This is a genomic window from Salmonella sp. WC3 (genome assembly GCF_042932255.1).
Lineage (GTDB): Bacteria > Pseudomonadota > Gammaproteobacteria > Enterobacterales > Enterobacteriaceae > Salmonella > Salmonella enterica.
Map to the genome: position 1 here is coordinate 112,413 of NZ_CP170629.1, position 15,848 is coordinate 128,260.

General features: G+C 50.4%; 18 protein-coding genes and 1 pseudogene. 12 read left to right on the plus strand and 7 right to left on the minus strand.

Annotated elements, in window-relative coordinates; translation table 11 throughout:
• Positions 1-87 precede the first annotated feature (87 nt).
• The gene (locus ACFK9X_RS00540; protein WP_001082960.1) at positions 88-969 is read right to left on the minus strand and encodes an HARLDQ motif MBL-fold protein; all 882 of its coding nucleotides are present in this window, start codon (positions 967-969) and stop codon (positions 88-90) included.
• A 73-nt stretch (positions 970-1,042) separates the two neighbouring features.
• Here ACFK9X_RS00540 and ACFK9X_RS00545 point away from each other — a divergent pair, with 73 nt between their 5' ends.
• Complete coding sequence (locus ACFK9X_RS00545; RefSeq protein ID WP_001050862.1) at positions 1,043-1,945, plus strand: LysR family transcriptional regulator; 903 nt, start codon at positions 1,043-1,045, stop codon at positions 1,943-1,945.
• A 49-nt stretch (positions 1,946-1,994) separates the two neighbouring features.
• Here the strand turns inward: ACFK9X_RS00545 and ACFK9X_RS00550 are convergent, their stop codons facing one another.
• Entirely contained in the window at positions 1,995-2,858 is an 864-nt protein-coding gene (locus tag ACFK9X_RS00550; RefSeq protein ID WP_000621352.1) for a YicC/YloC family endoribonuclease, read from the minus strand.
• 125 nt (positions 2,859-2,983) lie between these two features.
• Here ACFK9X_RS00550 and rph point away from each other — a divergent pair, with 125 nt between their 5' ends.
• Positions 2,984-3,700 (plus strand): ribonuclease PH, encoded by a 717-nt coding sequence (gene rph, locus ACFK9X_RS00555; protein ID WP_001247078.1) that lies wholly within the window; start codon positions 2,984-2,986, stop codon positions 3,698-3,700.
• A 77-nt stretch (positions 3,701-3,777) separates the two neighbouring features.
• The gene (gene pyrE, locus ACFK9X_RS00560) at positions 3,778-4,419 is read left to right on the plus strand and encodes an orotate phosphoribosyltransferase (RefSeq protein ID WP_000806167.1); all 642 of its coding nucleotides are present in this window, start codon (positions 3,778-3,780) and stop codon (positions 4,417-4,419) included.
• A 77-nt stretch (positions 4,420-4,496) separates the two neighbouring features.
• Here the strand turns inward: pyrE and slmA are convergent, their stop codons facing one another.
• From slmA to coaBC, 3 genes are all read right to left on the minus strand, one after another.
• The gene (gene slmA / locus ACFK9X_RS00565) at positions 4,497-5,093 is read right to left on the minus strand and encodes a nucleoid occlusion factor SlmA (protein ID WP_000818607.1); all 597 of its coding nucleotides are present in this window, start codon (positions 5,091-5,093) and stop codon (positions 4,497-4,499) included.
• Positions 5,094-5,200: 107 nt separating this feature from the next.
• Positions 5,201-5,659, minus strand: coding sequence for a dUTP diphosphatase (gene dut / locus ACFK9X_RS00570; protein ID WP_000976078.1), 459 nt, complete (start codon positions 5,657-5,659; stop codon positions 5,201-5,203).
• Entirely contained in the window at positions 5,637-6,857 is a 1,221-nt protein-coding gene (gene coaBC, locus ACFK9X_RS00575; protein ID WP_023216805.1) for a bifunctional phosphopantothenoylcysteine decarboxylase/phosphopantothenate--cysteine ligase CoaBC, read from the minus strand. The genes dut and coaBC overlap by 23 nt, the downstream gene beginning before the upstream one ends.
• Before the next feature lie 175 nt (positions 6,858-7,032).
• On the opposite strand from coaBC, the gene radC reads away from it, so the two are divergent.
• From radC to mutM, 4 genes are all read left to right on the plus strand, one after another.
• Positions 7,033-7,698 carry a DNA repair protein RadC gene (gene radC / locus ACFK9X_RS00580; RefSeq protein ID WP_000380129.1) on the plus strand — a complete coding sequence of 222 codons (666 nt, stop codon included), beginning with the start codon at positions 7,033-7,035 and terminating at the stop codon, positions 7,696-7,698.
• A 217-nt stretch (positions 7,699-7,915) separates the two neighbouring features.
• On the plus strand, positions 7,916-8,152 hold the full coding sequence (rpmB, locus tag ACFK9X_RS00585; RefSeq protein WP_001519051.1) for a 50S ribosomal protein L28: 237 nt from the start codon (positions 7,916-7,918) through the stop codon (positions 8,150-8,152).
• 20 nt (positions 8,153-8,172) lie between these two features.
• Entirely contained in the window at positions 8,173-8,340 is a 168-nt protein-coding gene (gene rpmG / locus ACFK9X_RS00590) for a 50S ribosomal protein L33 (protein WP_001051798.1), read from the plus strand.
• 97 nt (positions 8,341-8,437) lie between these two features.
• Complete coding sequence (gene mutM, locus ACFK9X_RS00595; protein ID WP_001114508.1) at positions 8,438-9,247, plus strand: bifunctional DNA-formamidopyrimidine glycosylase/DNA-(apurinic or apyrimidinic site) lyase; 810 nt, start codon at positions 8,438-8,440, stop codon at positions 9,245-9,247.
• Positions 9,248-9,273: 26 nt separating this feature from the next.
• Here mutM and coaD read toward each other — a convergent pair whose 3' ends face one another.
• Complete coding sequence (gene coaD / locus ACFK9X_RS00600) at positions 9,274-9,753, minus strand: pantetheine-phosphate adenylyltransferase (protein ID WP_001171884.1); 480 nt, start codon at positions 9,751-9,753, stop codon at positions 9,274-9,276.
• A gap of 8 nt (positions 9,754-9,761) precedes the next feature.
• Positions 9,762-11,039, minus strand: coding sequence for a lipid IV(A) 3-deoxy-D-manno-octulosonic acid transferase (gene waaA / locus ACFK9X_RS00605; RefSeq protein ID WP_000891582.1), 1,278 nt, complete (start codon positions 11,037-11,039; stop codon positions 9,762-9,764).
• A gap of 408 nt (positions 11,040-11,447) precedes the next feature.
• On the opposite strand from waaA, the gene rfaQ reads away from it, so the two are divergent.
• From rfaQ to waaB, 5 genes and pseudogenes are all read left to right on the plus strand, one after another.
• Positions 11,448-12,518, plus strand: coding sequence for a lipopolysaccharide core heptosyltransferase RfaQ (rfaQ, locus tag ACFK9X_RS00610; protein ID WP_001526672.1), 1,071 nt, complete (start codon positions 11,448-11,450; stop codon positions 12,516-12,518).
• Entirely contained in the window at positions 12,515-13,639 is a 1,125-nt protein-coding gene (locus ACFK9X_RS00615) for a glycosyltransferase family 4 protein (RefSeq protein WP_001261577.1), read from the plus strand. Before rfaQ ends, ACFK9X_RS00615 begins: the two co-directional genes overlap by 4 nt.
• Positions 13,632-14,429 (plus strand): lipopolysaccharide core heptose(I) kinase RfaP, encoded by a 798-nt coding sequence (gene rfaP, locus ACFK9X_RS00620; protein WP_000229825.1) that lies wholly within the window; start codon positions 13,632-13,634, stop codon positions 14,427-14,429. Before ACFK9X_RS00615 ends, rfaP begins: the two co-directional genes overlap by 8 nt.
• Positions 14,430-14,484: 55 nt before the next feature.
• A pseudogene (locus tag ACFK9X_RS00625) lies at positions 14,485-14,646 on the plus strand (glycosyltransferase family 8 protein); the annotation flags it as partial.
• Positions 14,647-14,763: 117 nt separating this feature from the next.
• Complete coding sequence (gene waaB / locus ACFK9X_RS00630; RefSeq protein ID WP_151115218.1) at positions 14,764-15,843, plus strand: lipopolysaccharide 1,6-galactosyltransferase; 1,080 nt, start codon at positions 14,764-14,766, stop codon at positions 15,841-15,843.
• Positions 15,844-15,848: the final 5 nt, after the last annotated feature.

A 15,848-nucleotide genomic window follows, 5' to 3' on the forward strand; every position in this document is an offset into this window, starting at 1 on the left:
TGGTTTATTGTATGCGAGGTTTTTCTGTTTTGACTTAGATAATTTAAAAGAACGGCGCCCTGGACGCGCCGCCGGTGAATCATTTCATTATGGCTGCTGTGCGGTAAGTTGTGTGATGAAGCGCTGGCGCGAGCGTTCCACATACTGTTGCAAGCCATTGGAATCAAAGAAAGCCTGTGTATCGCCGTTGCGAAGTTGCTGTCGTTTCTCCAGTAGCCCGAAGCGGTCACCTTTGTTGGCAATAAAGATATCAACATGCTGGGCGGCCAGTGTCTTAAAGCTGCTCTGAATATCAGTAACCAGGTCAGGGTAATTTTTGTTGTTAATCAGCAGATAGTCAGGTGTGGCGAGACTATCTGCGTAAATTAGCGTCTTGCCGTTGCGGAGCGTTACGCGCCAGGAGGTTGAGCCGGGTAGATGTCCAGGCGTGAATAGCGCTGTCACGGTTATCCCTCCGAGGCTGATGCTTTCCTGGTTGTGGATAATTTTATCGGTGATGACGGGCGGAAAGGGGAGCGCATCGCCAAGCGCAAAATCCTGTCGTCCACCCCTCGCCATCTGATCGGCGTTGGGTTGGCTGGCGACCAATTGTGCGCCGCTCCACGCTTTCAAACGTGCCATGCCCCCCGCTTGATCCAGCCGCGCATGGCTATTCAACAGATAGCGCACGTCTGTGAGGCGGAATCCTGCCGCTTCAATATTCGCTTTAATTTGCGGTGCGCTTTCATCCAACCCCGCATCAATAAGAATATGCCCTGCCGGAGTGGTCAGCAGAATAGAAGAGAGATTTTCCGTGCCGACATACCACACGCCTTCTGTGATTTGAAACGGCTTTATAGGCTTAGCCCACGCTTTAAACAGTGATAACGGAGGCGCGGGTGATAACGGTTGTGAAGGATCTAATGCCGCCATGGCAGGAAGTGCTGATGTTGAAAATATACATACAAAGAATAATGCATAGCGATTCATAATGTTCTCCTGATTGAAGCGCCCGCAGTATACCTGGCAGTAATTTAGCCAGGTTCAATAAGAGAGACGTTTAATGAACTTGCTGCAAATGGATATGAACCTGTTAAAAGTACTGTATGTGCTGCTGGAGACGAGCTCTACGGGGAAAACGGCGCAAAAGCTGGCTTTGTCGCCTTCTGCGGTAAGTCATGCGCTAATGAGATTGCGCGATGCGCTAAACGATCCGTTGTTTCGACGGGAAGGGAACCGCCAGATTGCTACTCCTTATGCGCAGGCGCTGCGTGACAAATTGGCGCCTGTGTTTGTTTCGCTTAATGAGGAGCTATTTGGCGATAAAGAGAACGGCTCCCGTTGTTTTCGGGTGGTACTTCCTCCCGCATTGAACGCGCTGCTTACGCCCGTTCTCGCAGAGAAAGGTCATCTTCATCAGGCGGTGATCGAGTGCCTTCCTTTTGCCCGCCGACCCTGGCGTGATGAACTGTTGGATAGCTCGGTTGATTTGGTGCTGGCAATTGGCGACCATCAAAAGCAGGTCAGCGCTCTGCATTACGAGCGGGTGGGGACGACGCGTTTGATCGCGGTTTATGGCGCGCCATTGCGTTCACGTCTGGAGAATGCCGCAGCGTTGAATTTTGCTGATCTGCAGCATTATCAACACATTTACTGTTTGCCGTGGACAAAAGAGAACAACGAACTGGACAGGCAGCAGGCTCGTGCCGGGTTTGAACGTCCGCTGGCGTTTGTTTGTCATGATTACAGTCAACTTGCGCCTGCTGTCCAGTCGGCGCCGCTAATGGCGATTGTACCGCGCCCCTGGTATGAAAATTTATCCGATAAGCGCGGTCTTTTTGTCCTGCCGCTTACCGGGGAGCAGGCGGAAGGCGCTATTTTTATGCAGTATCGGGCTTCGACGGTAGAGTGGAAGCGGCGCCTTATCGACGCTATTCGCCGGAAATTAAAAACGTACTACCGATAAACGCGAGAGCCCGCATAAGGCGGGCTCTGTGACATATTGAGCGCCAGAATTATTCAATATTCTGGATCTGCTCGCGCATTTGCTCGATCAACACTTTTAATTCAATAGCGGAGTTAGTTACATCAGCGTTGATGGATTTGGAGGCCAGGGTGTTCGACTCACGGTTAAATTCTTGCATCATGAAGTCCAGACGGCGACCTACCGCCTCTTTTTTCTTCAGAATGTTGTAAGTCTCTTTGACGTGCGCTTCCAGACGATCCAGCTCTTCCGCCACATCAATGCGTTGCGCCATCATCACCAGCTCTTGCTCCAGACGGTTGTTTTCCAACTGAACCTGAGCATCTTCCAGCTTCGCGACCAGGCGTTCACGCTGCCATTGCAGGATTTCCGGCATATGCGCGCGGACTTTCGCTACTTCGGCGCTGACGCCTTCCAGACGTTGTTCAATCAGCGCTTTCAGCGCCTGGCCTTCCGTTTCGCGCGCGACGATAAAGTCATCCAAGGTACCGTCCAGCGCGGCTAAAATTTCTGCGGCAATCGCGTCCAGATCCTGCTCTTGCGCCGCCATGACACCTGGCCAGCGCAAAATATCAACTGGATTGATTTCCCCTTCGTCGCTCTGCATTTTGACCCAGTTTGCGGCGCTAACTAATTGTTTCGCGAGCTTTTCATTCAGAATAAGCTCGCCTTGCGCGCTGGCATCGGGTTCAAAACGCAGCATACATTCGACTTTGCCGCGCGTCAGGCGTGTACGAATGCGTTCGCGCACGACGGGTTCAAGACTACGGAACTGTTCCGGCAGACGAAAGTAAGTTTCCAGATAACGCTGGTTTACCGAGCGCATTTCCCAGGTCGCGCTACCCCATTCACCCTTGATTTCACGCCGGGCGTAGGCGGTCATACTGCGGATCATAGATGTTCCCGTTTTTAAAGGAGAGATGAGGGGATTATAGCTATCCAGGCCTTGTCAGGATAGGAATAACCATCGGAAGTCCGTATAATGCGCAGCCACATTCGTTTTAAGCCGGAGATCTCAATATGCGTCCAGCAGGCCGTAGCGCTAATCAGGTGCGTCCCGTAACCCTGACCCGTAACTATACAAAACACGCTGAAGGCTCGGTACTGGTCGAATTTGGAGATACCAAAGTGTTGTGCACTGCCTCCATTGAAGAGGGCGTTCCACGTTTTCTGAAAGGACAAGGCCAGGGGTGGATCACCGCAGAGTATGGCATGTTGCCTCGCGCTACCCATACCCGTAACGCGCGCGAAGCGGCAAAGGGTAAGCAGGGCGGCCGTACTATGGAAATTCAGCGTTTGATCGCGCGTGCGCTGCGTGCGGCGGTCGATCTGAAAACGCTCGGCGAATTTACCATTACGCTGGACTGCGATGTAATCCAGGCCGATGGCGGTACGCGTACAGCGTCTATTACCGGTGCCTGCGTGGCGTTGGCGGATGCGCTGAATAAATTGGTTGCCAACGGTAAGCTGAAAACCAATCCGATGAAAGGCATGGTGGCGGCGGTTTCCGTAGGCATCGTTAACGGCGAAGCGATCTGCGATCTGGAATATGTTGAAGATTCCGCCGCAGAAACCGACATGAACGTCGTGATGACTGAAGACGGCCGCATTATTGAAGTTCAGGGTACCGCGGAAGGCGAGCCGTTCAGCCATGAAGAACTTCTCACTTTGTTGGCGCTGGCCCGAGGGGGAATTGAATCCATTGTGGCGACGCAGAAGGCGGCGTTAGAAAATTGATTTTAAGGCGACTGAAAAGTCGCTTTTTTTTGTCCGTAAAGTTCGTAAATGATGAAAGTAAGAAAAGGAGCGAATCCATGAAACCGTATCAGCGCCAGTTTATTGAGTTTGCGCTTAACAAGCAGGTGCTAAAGTTTGGCGAGTTTACGCTGAAATCCGGGCGCAAAAGCCCCTATTTCTTCAACGCCGGGCTGTTTAATACCGGGCGCGACCTGGCGTTGTTAGGCCGTTTTTATGCCGAAGCGCTGGTGGATTCCGGTATTGAATTTGATCTGCTGTTTGGCCCCGCGTACAAAGGTATTCCGATCGCGACGACGACGGCGGTTGCGCTGGCGGAACATCACGATAAAGACCTGCCGTACTGCTTTAACCGCAAAGAGGCAAAAGATCATGGCGAAGGCGGGAGTCTGGTGGGCAGCGCGCTACAGGGCCGCGTGATGCTGGTGGATGACGTGATTACCGCAGGTACGGCGATTCGCGAGTCGATGGAGATTATTCAGGCGCACGGGGCTACGCTGGCTGGCGTACTGATTTCGCTGGATCGTCAGGAACGTGGCCGCGGCGAGATTTCCGCGATTCAGGAAGTGGAGCGCGACTATGGCTGTAAGGTTATCTCCATCATTACGCTGAAAGACCTGATTGCCTATCTGGAAGAAAAACCTGATATGGCTGAGCATCTGGCGGCTGTGCGAGCATACCGGGAAGAATTTGGCGTGTAAGCGAATTGCCCGGTGGCGCTTTACCGGGCTTATGTTTCTGTCGCCTGGATAAGGCGTGAGCCACTATCCAGTCAGCGTTACTGTAGCTGAGCGGCAATGAGCGGCCAGCGGGCGTCGAAATCGTCCGTTGGGCGGTATTTAAATTCGCTACGCACGAACCGTGAAAGCATACCTTCACAGAAGGCTAACAGCTGGCTTGCCAGCAGATTTTCATCCGTCGTGTAGCCTTCGCCTTCACGCATTCTTTTTTCTCGTAGCACCTGGCGGAGCTGCGCTTCGATGCGTTCAAAAAGCTGATTAATGCGCCCCTGCAGGCGATCCTGTTCAAACATCAGCGCATGCCCGGTAAGAATGCGCGTCAGGCCAGGGTTGCGTTCGCCAAAACCCAGAATCAGCAACACAATCAGGCGCAAACGCGTGCTGGTGTTTTTTTCATCTTTTAAAATCAGATTGATACGGGTAATCAGACTATCTTCGATAAACTCAATCAGGCTATCGAACATGCGGGTCTTGCTGGGAAAATGGCGGTATAGCGCCGCTTCGGAAACGCCGACCGAGGCCGCCAGTTTTGCCGTCGTGATGCGTTGGCTTCCATCGCTGGATTCAAGCATCAGCGCCAGTGACTGAAGTATTTCTTCGCGACGATTCCTTTTCGCAGTTTGTTTTTCTGCCATGTTACAAAATACCCCTGAAAATAAGCACTTGCCAGGCGAGCACCCACGCTATAACCGCAAACTCAGCGCTTGCGGCAGTATTATGACGTTATGGGGATGCGTAAAATTTACTTACGGCCAGAATGACCGAAGCCGCCCTCGCCACGTTCGGTGGCGTCAAATGCTTCCACCAGATTAAATTCGGCCTGAACGACCGGAACAAACACCATTTGCGCGATACGTTCGCCCGGTTCAATGGTAAAACTGTCCTGACCACGGTTCCAGATCGAAACCATCAGTTGCCCCTGATAATCGGAATCAATCAGCCCGACCAGGTTGCCCAGCACGATACCATGTTTATGGCCCAGGCCAGAACGCGGCAACATGACTGCCGCCAGTGATGGATCGGCGATATGAATGGCCAATCCGGTAGGCACCAACGTCGTTGCGCCAGGCGCCAGTTCTACGGCGTCGTCGAGACAGGCGCGCAGGTCAAGTCCGGCAGAACCAGAAGTAGCATAAGTCGGCAGCGGAAACTGCTGACCAACACGCGGGTCCAGAATCTTAACGTCGATTTTTTTCATCATAACGGGTCACGATCTCGTCGAGTAATAATTGGCCCAGGAGTTCTTTCCGCTCAAGCGGTAAGACTTTATCTCCATCCTGCCAGAAAAGGTGTAAAGCGTTTTTATCGCTATTAAATCCCTGATTTGAAAGAGAAACATCATTTGCACAAATCAGGTCAAGGTTTTTACGGATACGTTTTTGCCGGGCGTATTCTTCCACATTATTCGTTTCCGCGGCAAACCCAACAACATAGGGGCGATTGTCACTGAGTGCGGCCACCCCGGCGACAATGTCCGGGTTTTTGACCATTTTTATTAGTAATTCATCACCTTGCGCCGCCTGTTTTTTGATTTTTTCGCTGGCGATAGTCTCTGCGCGATAGTCAGCCACGGCGGCGCAGCTAATGAAAATGTGCTGCTGTTGAACGGCGGCCTGAACAGCGGCTTCCATGTCCAGCGCGGTTATGACATCAACCCGTTTTACAAAAGGCGGCGTTGGTAACGAAACGGGGCCGGAGACCAGCGTGACATTTGCGCCGCGACGCGCTGCGGCCGCCGCAATAGCGAAGCCCATTTTACCTGAGCTGTGGTTGGAAATATAACGCACCGGGTCGAGCGGTTCGCGCGTCGGGCCTGCCGTAATCATGATATTAAGATGTCGCAAATCGTTGACGGCAGCGATTTGCGCGGCGGCCTTATCAACGATAACTAATGGGTCCAGCATTCGGCCTGGGCCTACATCGCCGCACGCCTGACTGCCGCTATCCGGCCCCCAAATGAACAGGCCGCGAGAGGCGAGCACCTCCAGATTATGTTGCGTGGCGGCAGCGCGGTACATCTGTTGGTTCATGGCCGGAAGAACGGCCACCGGGGCTGGCGTCGCCAGGCAGATGGTGGAGACTAAATCATTAGCCATACCCGATGCTACACGGGCGATCAGATCGGCGGTCGCGGGGGCAAGAATCACCAGGTCGGCCCATTTCCCCAACTCGATATGCCCCATCGCGGCTTCGGCGGCAGGGTCAAGCAGACTGTCGGATACGGGATAGCCCGACACTGCCTGTAAGCTCAGGGGGGTAATAAAGGCTTTTGCCGCCTCGGTCATTGCCACGCGCACGTCAGCGCCGCGCTCACGTAAACGGCGCACCAGCTCCGGCGTTTTATACGCAGCGATACCGCCGCTAACGCCGAGAACAATTTTTTTACCGGCCAGGCTCATCATGTCTTTCCTGTTGGGTGACTTTGAAAGGCGGCTATTTTATCACAATCTCTACGGCGTCGTGTCTTTGCCTGCGCTCCACTTTGCGAGGCGCTACGCAAGAACAAAATCGGGGCGTCGATCTCTCCCAAAGGCTGTGCCACTATGCCGCTTCCTTAAAAAAGGAGGTGCGCGTATGGATACGTTGGACGAATTATTACCGCGTGAAAAAATGCTCAGATCCGGCATTGCTTCCCTCAGCGACGTGGAGTTGCTGGCGCTTTTTTTACGTACCGGCACGCCGGGAAAAGATGTTATGACGTTGGCAAAAGAGATATTGCAGCACTTTGGGTCGCTGTATGGCCTGCTGTCGGCGGACTTTGCGCAGTTTCGCGGCGTAAACGGCATCGGCCTGGCGAAATTCGCGCAGTTGAAAGGCATTGCTGAGCTGGCAAGGCGCTATTACAGCGTGCGCATGAATGAGGAAAGTGCGTTGCTGAGTCCGGAAATGACGCGGGAATTTCTGCAAAGCCAACTGACGGGCGAAGAGCGTGAGATCTTTCTGGTGATCTTCCTTGATGCCCAGCACCGGGTGCTCCAGCACAGCCGCCTGTTTTCCGGCACGCTTAACCACGTAGAGGTGCATCCGCGTGAGATTGTTCGGGAAGCGATTAAACTCAATGCTTCAGCGGTCATTCTGGCGCATAACCACCCTTCAGGCTGCGCAGAGCCAAGTAAAGCAGATAAACTTATCACTGAGCGCGTGATAAAGTGTTGCCAGTTTATGGATATCCGGGTGCTCGATCACCTGATAATTGGGCGCGGAGAGTACGTTTCTTTTGCCGAACGCGGCTGGATTTAAGACTCTTTGCGCGATCCATCGGGATCTTTGTCTGTTCGGGACTTGAGCATATCGCCGGGTCAGCGTATACTACGCCACCTTTGAGAATCTCGGGTTTGGCATTTGGGCCTGGCAATCGAGAGTTCAATAGAACTGCGCGATGACCAGGCTGTAAAGCCTGACGAGGCGCCGATACCCCATACGAAGCTCGAGCTAATTTGATTTTTGGAGAATAGACATGTCCCGAGTCTGCCAAGTTACTGGCAAGCGTCCGGTGACCGGTAACAACCGTTCCCACGCACTGAACGCGACTAAACGCCGTTTCCTGCCTAACCTGCACTCTCACCGTTTCTGGGTTGAGAGCGAGAAGCGTTTTGTCACCCTGCGTGTATCTGCTAAAGGTATGCGTATCATCGATAAAAAAGGCATCGAAACAGTTCTGTCTGAACTGCGTGCCCGTGGCGAAAAGTACTAAGTACTAAGAGGAAATAAATCATGGCTAAAGGTATTCGTGAGAAAATCAAGCTGGTTTCTTCTGCTGGTACTGGTCACTTCTATACCACTACGAAGAACAAACGTACTAAACCGGAAAAACTGGAACTGAAAAAATTCGATCCAGTTGTCCGTCAGCACGTGATCTACAAAGAAGCGAAAATCAAATAATTCTCGCTTTGATGTAACAAAAACCTCGCTTCGGCGGGGTTTTTTGTTTTCTGGCCGTCCCCATATTAATGAGACCTGCCACACAGCCGGAGACGTTATGCCTGAATTACCCGAAGTTGAAACCAGCCGCCGGGGTATTGAACCCCATTTAGTTGGCGCTACTATCCTGCACGCCCATATCCGTAACGGCCGTCTGCGCTGGCCGGTTTCAGATGAAATTTATCGTCTGAGCGATACACCCGTCCTTAGCGTTCAGCGTCGTGCTAAATATCTACTGCTGGAGCTGCCTGACGGCTGGATAATTATTCACCTGGGGATGTCGGGAAGCTTGCGGATACTGCCGGAAGCGCTGCCGGCGGAAAAGCACGACCATGTCGATTTGGTGATGAGCAACGGCAAAATTCTACGTTATACCGATCCTCGCCGCTTTGGCGCCTGGTTATGGACCAAAGAGCTGGAAGGGCATAACGTACTGGCGCATCTGGGACCGGAGCCGCTAAGCGATGAGTTTAATGGCGAATATTTGCAGCAGAAATGCGCGAAGAAGAAGACGGCGATTAAACCCTGGCTGATGGATAACAAGCTGGTGGTCGGCGTGGGGAATATCTACGCCAGCGAGTCGCTGTTTGCCGCTGGTATTCACCCTGACCGCCTGGCGTCGTCACTCTCGACAGAGGAGTGCGATCTGCTGGCGCGGGTGATTAAAGCCGTTTTGCTGCGCTCTATTGAACAAGGCGGGACAACGCTGAAGGATTTTCTGCAAAGCGATGGGAAACCGGGCTATTTTGCGCAGGAGTTGCAGGTGTACGGGCGCAAAGGCGAGCCGTGTCGGGTATGCGGTACGCCGATAGTCGCAACGAAACACGCACAGCGTGCGACGTTCTATTGCCGTCACTGTCAGAAGTAAAACGCCAGGCCGGCAAGGAAGGATACTTATTTCAACTTATCCATTAGCGCCTGATGCACATTGTCCGGCAGAAAGTGGGTCACATCGCCCTGATGGCGCGCCACTTCTTTGACCAGCGACGATGAGATAAACGACCACTCTTTGGACGGCATCAGGAAAACGCTTTCCAGTTGCGGCATCAGATGGCGATTCATATGCGCCAACTGCATTTCATATTCAAAATCCGCCACCGCGCGCAGACCACGAATCAGGATATTCGCCTGTCTGTCGCGGGCGAAATTGGCCATCAGGTCGCTAAAGCCCACCACCTCTACGTTACCCAGGTGTGCGGTCGCTTTTTGCGCCAGCGCCACACGTTCGTCCAGGGTGAACATGGGTTTCTTGCCGGGGCTGGCGGCGATAGCCAGAATGACATGGTCGAACATCTGCGTTGCGCGCGTCACAATATCGAGATGACCGTTAGTAATCGGATCAAACGTACCTGGATAAATCGCCCGTTTTTGCATGACAGTCCTCAATGCGTTTTCGGTGGCAGATAAGGTTCCAGCAGTTGCAGCAGACGCTGGAGCGCGCCCTGATTTTGATACAGCACTTCAACTGCGTGACGTCCGTAGAAATTACGATAATCAGCGTCGGTCAGTAAAGAGGAAACTTCTTTTGCCAGCGTAGCCGCATCGGTAATCGTGATAAGTCCGCTCGCCTGATCCAGACGGGCGCAAATATCTTTAAAGTTAAAGGTATGCGGACCCATCAGTACCGGAATCGCATGAGCGGCAGCCTCCAGCGGGTTATGACCGCCGCGTTCAACCAGCGAACCACCAACAAAGGCGAGATCGGCAATGCCATAGAGCAACATTAATTCGCCCATGGTATCGCCTACCACGACCTGGGTGCTGGCGGACGGCACTTCGCCCGAAGAGCGAGTGATGTAGCTTAACCCTGCCTGACGCACAAGATTGATAGCATCCGGGAAACGCTCCGGATGGCGGGGCACCAGAATCAGTAATAAATTCGGGAATTGATGTAATAACGCTTGGTGAGCGGCGATAACGATACTCTCTTCGCCATCGTGGGTGCTGGTGGCAATCCAGACCGGACGGTGCGGCGCCCACTGGCGGCGTAGCGTAACGGCTTTAGCCGCCAGTTGTGGCGTAACTGAAATATCAAATTTCAGACTGCCGGTGACCGTGACCTGATTGTTCTTCGCGCCCAATGCCACAAAGCGTTCGCCATCTTCTTCGTTTTGCGCGGCAATCAGGGTGATACGGCGCAGGAGCGTACGGACAAACTTGCCAAGCTTCGCATAACCCGCGGCGGAGCGGGCGGAAAGCCGCGCATTAGCGATAACCAGCGGAATATGACGTTTGTGCAGCGCAGCAATCAGATTTGGCCAGAGCTCAGTCTCCATGATCAATACCAGCTTAGGATCAATCTTATTGAGGAAACGATTGAGCGCATCGGGCAAATCATAAGGCAAGTAAACGTGCTGAACATCGTTGCCAAAGGCGGACTGGACGCGCTCCGAGCCGGTCGGCGTCATGGTCGTTACGGTAATAGGCAGATCGGGATAGCGATGGCGTAGAGCGCGGACCAATGGGATGGCCGCCAGAGTTTCGCCCACCGAGACGGAATGCAGCATGATTCCGCCCGGTTTCAACGGACGGCGGTAGAATCCGTAGCGTTCACCCCAGCGCTTACGATAGGCCGGCGCTTTACGTCCACGCACCCAAAGCCGTATCCAGATCAGAGGCTGAATAAGGTAGAGAAGAGCGGTGTAAAGCAATTCGAGCATAGTAAATAGCTGACTTATGGATGTGCTGGGGATTCTATGTATTTAGCCTGGGCTTTACCATTACTTTTCCCATTTTTGCGCCAAATTGGCTCAGAAGCGAGGATTCCAGGCGCTGAACCCCATTATTTTTGCATTTTTACGCAATCCATTGAAATTTGCCGCCCTTGTCGCCCCAGACAATGGGAATGACCATTCACAAGAGAGGGATAAATTAATATCTCTTTGAATTTATGATTAAAAAAATGATTGTGTATAAAAATTATTCGTATCGGATTGCTGCGAAAGAAGTGTTACACTAGCGCATCTAAAATGAGTGCGGTATTAGCCATCGGGTTGCTGTGAAGCCTGGGGCGGTAGCGTGCTTTTTTCTGCTTATTTATCCGGACAATTTCAACCAAAGAGTCGCTTGTGGAAAAGCCATTTCGAAGAATTCTGATTATAAAAATGCGTTTTCATGGAGACATGTTACTTACCACCCCTGTCATCAGCACGCTGAAGCAGAATTATCCCGATGCAAAAATCGATGTGCTTCTTTACCAGAACACCATACCGATATTGTCGGAAAATCCGGAGATTAATGCACTCTACGGCATCAGTAACAAAGGCGCAGGAACAAAAGAGAAGATCAAAAACGCGCTATCGTTAATCAAAAAATTGCGTGCTAACTCGTATGATCTGGTCGTCAATCTCACCGATCAGTGGAGCGTGGCGCTTATTGTGCGTTTTTTAAACGCAAAAATAAAAATCTCGCAGGATTTCGGTAATCGTCAGTCTGCTTTATGGAAAAAAAGCTTTACGCATTTAGTACCTTATGCGGGAGAACATGCTGTTGAGCGCACATTATCCGCGCTAAAGCCGTTAGCGCTAAAACAGTATGTCACGGAAACCACCATGAGCTATCGCCCGGAACATTGGGAAAACATGCGACAACAGCTCAAACAACTTGGTGTGACCCGACAATATGTTGTTATTCAGCCTACGGCACGGCAGCTATTTAAGTGCTGGGATAATGATAAATTCTCGCAGGTTATTGATGCCGTGCAGCGCCGCGGTTATCAAGTTGTACTGACGTCAGGCCCGGCCGCAGACGAGATGGCCTGCGTGGATGCTATTGCACGCGGCTGTGAAACAAAACCGGTTACTGGTCTGGCGGGTAAAACTCGCTTTCCTGAATTGGGCGCGTTGATTGACCATGCGGATCTCTTTATCGGCGTTGATTCGGCCCCTGGTCATATTGCCGCAGCAGTCAAAACGCCGGTCATTTGCCTTTTCGGCGCGACGGATCATGTGTTCTGGCGTCCCTGGACCGACGACATCATTCAGTTTTGGGCAGGCAATTATCAGCCGATGCCTGAACGGCATGAGCTTGATCGTAATAAAAAATACCTTTCCGTGATTCCGGCTGAAGATGTTATCGCCGCGACGGAAAAAATGCTGCCGCATGAGGCACGCACCATAGATTTGGACAGCCTGCTATGAGAGTTGCCTTTTGCTTATATAAGTATTTTCCTTTTGGCGGTCTGCAGCGTGATTTTATGCGCATTGCCCAAACCGTGGCGGCGCGAGGTCATCAGGTTCGTGTTTATACTCAGTCATGGGAAGGGGAATGCCCGGATAACTTTGAATTAATCCGCGTGCCGGTTAAATCCCGGACGAACCACGGTCGTAACGCAGAATATTATGCCTGGGTGCAACACCATTTGCGCGACCACCCTGTCGATCGGGTGGTTGGATTCAATAAGATGCCGGGCCTTGATGTGTATTACGCCGCAGACGTGTGTTATGCCGAAAAAGTCGCACAGGAAAAAGGTTTTTTCTATCGCCTGACATCACGCTATCGGCATTATGCTGCTTTTGAACGCGCCACGTTTGAACACGGCAAGCCGACGCAACTATTAATGCTGACGAATAAGCAGATTGCTGACTTCCAAAAACATTATCAGACTGAAGCGGAGCGTTTCCATATTCTTCCTCCGGGGATTTACCCGGACAGAAAATATAGCCAACAGATCCCAAACAGTCGTCAAATTTATCGTCAGAAAAATGGTATCTCAGAACAGCAAAAATTACTGTTGCAAGTAGGGTCTGACTTTACCCGTAAAGGTGTGGATCGCTCTATTGAAGCGCTGGCATCGCTACCCGAATCTTTACGGCAAAATACGGTGCTCTATGTTGTCGGGCAGGATAAGCCGAAGAAGTTTGCAGCACTGGCTGAAAGAAGCGGCGTCGGCACGAATGTGCATTTTTTCTCCGGACGTAATGATATCGCGGAGTTAATGGCGGCAGCCGACCTTTTACTGCACCCAGCCTATCAGGAAGCTGCTGGTATTGTTTTGCTGGAAGCCATTACTGCTGGTTTGCCGGTGCTGACAACCGCGGTGTGCGGTTATGCACATTATATTGTGGATGCAAACTGTGGCGAAGCGATGACTGAACCATTCCGCCAGGATGCGTTAAATGAGGTTTTACTCAAAGCGCTGACACAGCCTTCCTTACGCAACGCCTGGGCTGAAAATGCGCGGTATTATGCTGATACCCAGGATTTATACAGCTTACCGGAGAAGGCCGCAGATATTATTACAGGTGATTTAGATGGTTGAGCTGAAAGCGCCGTTAACCACACTATGGCGCGGTAAAGATGCTTTTGAGGAAGTGAAAACGTTACAGGGCGAAGTGTTCAGAGAGCTGGAGACGCGTCGAACATTGCGGTTTGAGCTGGACGGTAAAAGCTACTTCCTGAAGTGGCATAAAGGCACTTCGCTGAAAGAAATTGTGAAGAACCTGATTTCGTTACGTATGCCTGTTCTGGGCGCTGACAGAGAATGGCACGCCATTCATCGTCTACATGAGCTGGGCGTTGATACGATGCACGGTGTTGGTTTTGGTGAAAAAGGCGTAAACCCGCTAACCAGAACATCATTTATTATCACCGAAGATTTAACGCCTACCATTAGCCTTGAAGACTACTGTGCTGACTGGGCTGTTAATCCACCGGACGCGCAGGTGAAGTGGATGATCATTAAGCGTGTTGCGACTATGGTACGTAAAATGCACGCCGGGGGAATTAACCATCGCGACTGTTATATTTGCCACTTTCTTCTGCATTTACCTTTCACTGGTCGCGAAGAGGATTTAAAAATCTCCGTAATCGACCTGCATCGCGCGCAGATACGCCAGCACGTTCCCCTTCGCTGGCGTGACAAAGATTTAATTGGGCTTTATTTTTCTTCAATGAATATTGGCCTGACTCAGCGAGATATATTCCGGTTTATGCGTGAGTATTTCTCTCTCCCCCTGCGAGAGATTTTGCAAAAAGAATCGGGGTTGATTCATCAGGCAGATGTTAAAGCCGCTCGAATTAAAGAAAGGACAATAAGAAAAAATCTGTAATTATAATAATTATGCACTCAGTGAGTAATTTATGAGTGAGACAAGGATAGACAGAATGTCTAACATTAAAAGTTATATTTCAAACCAAAAAAACATAATTCAACATGATGATTTTTTTGGAAGAAGACTGGACATTGCTCTTTGCTTTGATCATGGTTTTATAATGCCAGCAGGTGTGGCAATATATTCCATTATCGAAAATAATAAAGATATTGACTACGCCTTAAAGCAAAAAGAGAGATGTCAGGTAAAAATTACTCTATAGGGTTATATTACTATTTTTGCTATTTAATATCTAAAGTCTTTAGATTAAGGTTTTAACTCTGGGGTATATATGAAAATAGCTTTTATTGGCGAAGCGGTATCCGGTTTTGGAGGGATGGAAACCGTTATTAGCAACGTTATCCATACGTTTGAAAATAGCTCTCCGAAAATCAACTGTGAAATGTTTTTCTTTTGTCGTAATGACAAAATGGATAAAGCATGGCTAAAAGAGATTAAATATGCGCAATCATTCTCAAATATAAAATTAAGTTTCCTTCGTCGAGCTAAGCATGTTTATAATTTTAGTCAGTGGCTGAAAGAAACGTCACCAGATATTGTGATATGTATTGATGTCATCTCATGTCTTTATGCCAATAAAGCACGAAAGAAAAGTGGTAAACAGTTTACTATTTTCTCGTGGCCGCATTTTTCGCTCGACCATAAAAAACATGCAGAATGTATAACGTACGCGGATTATCATCTGGCCATCAGTAGTGGTATTAAAGAACAGATGATGGCACGGGGTATCTCAGCGCAAGATATTAGCGTCGTTTATAATCCTGTCTCTATTAAAACAATCATTGTGCCGCAGCCTGAGTGCGATAAACCCGCTGTATTTCTCTATGTAGGGCGTCTTAAATTTGAAGGGCAGAAAAGAGTTAAAGATTTATTTGATGGCTTAGCTCGTACGACAGGGGAATGGCAGTTACATATTATTGGTGATGGCTCAGATTTTGAAAAGTGCCAGTCCTATAGTCGGGAGCTTGGTATTGAGCAGCGTGTGATCTGGTACGGTTGGCAAAGCGCGCCGTGGCAAGTTGTACAGCAAAAAATAAAAAATGTCACCGCGTTACTACTTACCTCTGCATTTGAGGGATTTCCTATGACCCTGCTGGAAGCAATGTCATATGGAATTCCGTGTATTAGTTCTGATTGTATGTCTGGCCCGCGCGATATGATTAAACCCGGTTTGAATGGTGAGCTTTACACCCCGGGGGCTATAGATGATTTTGTAGGGCATCTTAATCGCGTTATTTCTGGTGAAATAAAATATCAGCATGATATTATTCCCGGCACGATTGAGAGATTTTACGATGTGCTATATTTTAAAAATTTTAATAATGCGATATTCTCGAAATTACAAAAGTGATCACT

Bases quoted from the DNA above. Each gene is read 5' to 3' on its own strand.
- ACFK9X_RS00540 (WP_001082960.1), bottom strand. From the start codon at position 969: ATGAATCGCTATGCATTATTCTTTGTATGTATATTTTCAACATCAGCA.
- ACFK9X_RS00545 (WP_001050862.1), top strand. From the start codon at position 1,043: ATGAACTTGCTGCAAATGGATATGAACCTGTTAAAAGTACTGTATGTG.
- ACFK9X_RS00550 (WP_000621352.1), bottom strand. From the start codon at position 2,858: ATGATCCGCAGTATGACCGCCTACGCCCGGCGTGAAATCAAGGGTGAA.
- rph (WP_001247078.1), top strand. From the start codon at position 2,984: ATGCGTCCAGCAGGCCGTAGCGCTAATCAGGTGCGTCCCGTAACCCTG.
- pyrE (WP_000806167.1), top strand. From the start codon at position 3,778: ATGAAACCGTATCAGCGCCAGTTTATTGAGTTTGCGCTTAACAAGCAG.
- slmA (WP_000818607.1), bottom strand. From the start codon at position 5,093: ATGGCAGAAAAACAAACTGCGAAAAGGAATCGTCGCGAAGAAATACTT.
- dut (WP_000976078.1), bottom strand. From the start codon at position 5,659: ATGATGAAAAAAATCGACGTTAAGATTCTGGACCCGCGTGTTGGTCAG.
- coaBC (WP_023216805.1), bottom strand. From the start codon at position 6,857: ATGAGCCTGGCCGGTAAAAAAATTGTTCTCGGCGTTAGCGGCGGTATC.
- radC (WP_000380129.1), top strand. From the start codon at position 7,033: ATGGATACGTTGGACGAATTATTACCGCGTGAAAAAATGCTCAGATCC.
- rpmB (WP_001519051.1), top strand. From the start codon at position 7,916: ATGTCCCGAGTCTGCCAAGTTACTGGCAAGCGTCCGGTGACCGGTAAC.
- rpmG (WP_001051798.1), top strand. From the start codon at position 8,173: ATGGCTAAAGGTATTCGTGAGAAAATCAAGCTGGTTTCTTCTGCTGGT.
- mutM (WP_001114508.1), top strand. From the start codon at position 8,438: ATGCCTGAATTACCCGAAGTTGAAACCAGCCGCCGGGGTATTGAACCC.
- coaD (WP_001171884.1), bottom strand. From the start codon at position 9,753: ATGCAAAAACGGGCGATTTATCCAGGTACGTTTGATCCGATTACTAAC.
- waaA (WP_000891582.1), bottom strand. From the start codon at position 11,039: ATGCTCGAATTGCTTTACACCGCTCTTCTCTACCTTATTCAGCCTCTG.
- ACFK9X_RS00615 (WP_001261577.1), top strand. From the start codon at position 12,515: ATGAGAGTTGCCTTTTGCTTATATAAGTATTTTCCTTTTGGCGGTCTG.
- rfaP (WP_000229825.1), top strand. From the start codon at position 13,632: ATGGTTGAGCTGAAAGCGCCGTTAACCACACTATGGCGCGGTAAAGAT.
- waaB (WP_151115218.1), top strand. From the start codon at position 14,764: ATGAAAATAGCTTTTATTGGCGAAGCGGTATCCGGTTTTGGAGGGATG.